Raw genomic sequence first — 3,338 nt, 5'->3', positions numbered from 1 at the left:
AGGTGTTGGAAACGGAAAAGAACTAATCCTAGGCCACTTCCGTGAGGGGGTAGGGTATGCCTGAGTGTAGACCCGTTTGTGGCTGACCGTCCCGTCGCCGACCACCTTCGGCTTATAATAGACAACAAGCCAGTATATGGCAAATAGGTCGTCGTTATCGCTGCTGATATTACCAATCGATCCAGCTGAGACCTACTTTCTCTCGAGAGGACAGCCGTGGCAGAGATCCCGAAAGACCTCGTGATTGAACAGCTCCTGCAGACGAACCGATGTTCAGGCGGCAGTCCTTGGGCACGGTAAGTGTGAGCGTTATGCATTCTTTGCACGTGGTCAGGTTCTCGGGCGTGCGTGTCTCCTTCAAGATCATCCATCCCTGAGGGGCTCGGGTGATGGGCGAGCCCTGCACCGGCGAGAGCTGTCATGTCCTCGGCGTCCATGTCTGTTTGAATCTCTGGTAATCCGTCGTCATGCCATCCCTTTCAGCCAGGCAACCTTCGGCGCTTTCGAGAGCAGGTGCTTGCATTCTTTGGGCCGTCTTCTCTTGTCGATGTGCAACAGCTCGCAATGGTCGAACCGCCAGTATTCACAGAGATCGCAAGCATAGGTCTCCTCGAGCGGGACCTGCTGATAGTCTCGGCATCTCTCACACTTGCCCTCTATCCAGTTCTTGAGCTCTCCCTTGCAATCTGGGCACGGGATAGGAGTATGGTACGGAACATAGCTATTGAAGACCATTTGCGCCCCAGGACAATGCTCGTATCCTGGGCAGCGGTATTCCGGCCATACCATGATCAGACAGAAGCCATAGTCCTCAAGTTCCTCCGTGCATGGAACCGGAACCAAATTGTTTGGCAGCTCGAATCTGAGCGAGATATAGTCCTTGCCAATCTCCAGCGTCTCGGGAATCTCTTCTGTGTCCAATGAATCCCCTCAAGGTTTGTTCAGCACGCTCACGATGCCGGCTGCGATCAACAGCGACACGGCGTAGACTGTGGCCAGAGCCAAGTAGCTCCAATCGTTCTCCGGTACCTGCCATATGTACAGCATGGCGTCGACCAGGAAGATAACCATTAGGACGACGCTAGCTGCGATCTTGGATGGTGTGTTGCTCATCTCATACCTCCAATAAGCACCGTCACCTAGACCCGATTTGATAGCCAGGCGACAGAGGAAGGCTCAGGACGGATTTCAATGCCATTTCTGTCAGATTCGTAATTTCCTCTCCCAGCGGACGTCTATTCGAGGGGACAAGCATCGTGTACATCGTGCCCTCGACGACCGCGATGATGAGCGCAACCCCTCGCGACCCGAAGCCGGACGGTGCTAAGGACTCTAGGCATCTGTTGAACATTGACGGTGCAAATGTTTTTCAATTGCCGATGAACATGCATCAACAGGCACGGAATCCAATGATAGAAGATGATTCAAACGGTCATGCAAATAAATCGATGGAAAAAGCATGATAGGGGATGATACAAATGATTCGCATGGAAAATGCTTGATACTGGCTCATTGCCCATTATTATCATGATTTTCCATCGATTTGAGGCTTGGCCGCCGAACCCCGAACACCTTACTTTCCTTTAACGATGGTTAAAGTCGGTATGGCCTAGCCAGATATACCAATTGACCATTTCAGGCATTATTGAGGACTAGTTTTATCATGGAAGAAGCCCTTGAGGGAGACTAATGACGCGCCGACGCGCAGAACGGTGGATCAGGACTATCGCGAGGACTAGCAACGGCACCTTGACGATAAGCATCCCCAAGCCCCTGGTCGCGATGACCCAGATCAAGAAAGGCATGAAAATGCGCTGGACGATTGAGGGCCGAGTGCTTAGTCTGCGGAAGATCAAGGAATGACAACAGCATCAAGACGACGCTTTTGATGATCCGAACTTGGAGGGAAGAGTTCGAGAAGGTCACACGGCAGGGATGAACCGATGGAAGACGTTAGGTACGAGCTTTGGCCGAAAGACAGGTTCAGCCAGAAATTCCGAGAGACCTTGAGGTGTAACTGCGGGAGACCTCTCCATTCGAGCAAGTCGAGGAAACTAGGGAAGTGTAGCAAGTGTAGTAACGGCGATGATATGTCTCGGGCTGACTGCTACGAGTGCCCGTCGCCTAGGCTTACCCGTTCATCAGACCATAGAAGATACGGTGTCAGGGATGGGTAGCACTCAGACGGGCTCTAGCGACCCTCTCTAGCCTATCTTCACGGCCTAGCGGCAGCGGGGCTGCCTCTCTATATGTAGAGAACATTCATTCTGGAATAAGGCGGGATGACCTAACCCGACCTTTTCCCTACACATTAAGACCCAGGATCACAATGACGGTGCACATGCGGACAGGCATCAAGAGGACGCTTCTGATGATCCGAACTTGGAGATCTTACTTCGATGAGAAGTGGCCTATCATCAAAAAGCTGCCTCACCCTTTGGGCAAACTGAAGCAGAGGCTCACAGGTGGAAGGCTGGTTCCTGCTCGGCATGCTCGACCGCAGCGTCATCAAGACCGCCGTTCTCGGGGTGAATCCTTGACAGACTTCCTCCTGCCATTTCGCAAGAAGAAAACGCTACAGAATATCTATGACGATGAGATGGACCGCTGCCATCGGTCAAAAGACAAGGAAGAACGATTGACCTGCAAGCTCACATTCCTGCGAAGACTTGCTACCATACAGGATTACAGCATTCTGAGCGTTTGCCAAGAGCTCGATGAAAAGGACCCTCGCTGGCTCGCCGTCGAAATGATGAAAGACGCCAATCGTGTGATGAATTCCCTCGAAGGAAGCGTAAGTGATCTGAGCCCAATTGGCAGGGAAGAACGCCAGAAAAGCATGGACGAAGCTCTGCGCAGACTCGAAGAGCTGAAAGAAATCGTCAGCGAGATCAAACACTAGGCGAAGCGCATATTCCTTACATCTCTGGTTTGAGTGAGGGACCGACCTACGGCCTTTCTGAGAGGCTACCGTGGCCTCTAGAGCGCGTGTGCTCTTGCACCCGTTCATGGATTTCGATGTCGCAGACATCATCAACCCTGAAGCCAAGAAACGCGACAGCGCAGCGTAGATCAGGAAGCGTACCTTCGGATTTTCCAAGGTCGGATTAGGTCATCCCGCCTTATTCCCAAACGAACATTCTCTGTATATAGGGCAGAGAGACCACAATGGCCCACCAAGAGGTCAATTCGGAAATCGTCCAATTTCATTCAATCGCCTCCTGGAGTACGAATCCTTCAAGCTCGAGATTGTCCTCACACCGCCAACCAACGGCCACGAGTCGACGAGCACACGCACAGTAGACGGAATGGCTTGCATCGTCGAGGTCGAATACGGT

The 3,338-nt window shown here is 52.2% G+C and carries 4 protein-coding genes; 2 read left to right on the top strand and 2 right to left on the bottom strand.

The genetic code is table 11. The annotated features are described in order from the left end of the window. Positions 1-465: 465 nt before the first annotated feature. Both KJ653_08110 and KJ653_08105 read right to left on the bottom strand, forming a co-directional pair. Entirely contained in the window at positions 466-921 is a 456-nt protein-coding gene (locus KJ653_08110; GenBank protein MBU0685793.1) for a hypothetical protein, read from the bottom strand. A 9-nt stretch (positions 922-930) separates the two neighbouring features. Next, on the bottom strand, positions 931-1,113 hold the full coding sequence (locus KJ653_08105; protein ID MBU0685792.1) for a hypothetical protein: 183 nt from the start codon (positions 1,111-1,113) through the stop codon (positions 931-933). Positions 1,114-1,689: 576 nt separating this feature from the next. Here KJ653_08105 and KJ653_08100 point away from each other — a divergent pair. Together KJ653_08100 and KJ653_08095 are read left to right on the top strand one after the other, a co-directional pair. Then, positions 1,690-1,863 carry a hypothetical protein gene (locus tag KJ653_08100; GenBank protein MBU0685791.1) on the top strand — a complete coding sequence of 58 codons (174 nt, stop codon included), beginning with the start codon at positions 1,690-1,692 and terminating at the stop codon, positions 1,861-1,863. Between the two features lie 574 nt (positions 1,864-2,437). Then, positions 2,438-2,902 carry a hypothetical protein gene (locus tag KJ653_08095; protein ID MBU0685790.1) on the top strand — a complete coding sequence of 155 codons (465 nt, stop codon included), beginning with the start codon at positions 2,438-2,440 and terminating at the stop codon, positions 2,900-2,902. The last annotated feature ends 436 nt before the right edge of the window (positions 2,903-3,338 follow it).

The organism is Candidatus Thermoplasmatota archaeon, from assembly GCA_018814355.1.
Lineage (GTDB): Archaea > Thermoplasmatota > Thermoplasmata > UBA10834 > UBA10834 > COMBO-56-21.
This window is presented reverse-complemented; position numbering and strand designations above follow the sequence as displayed.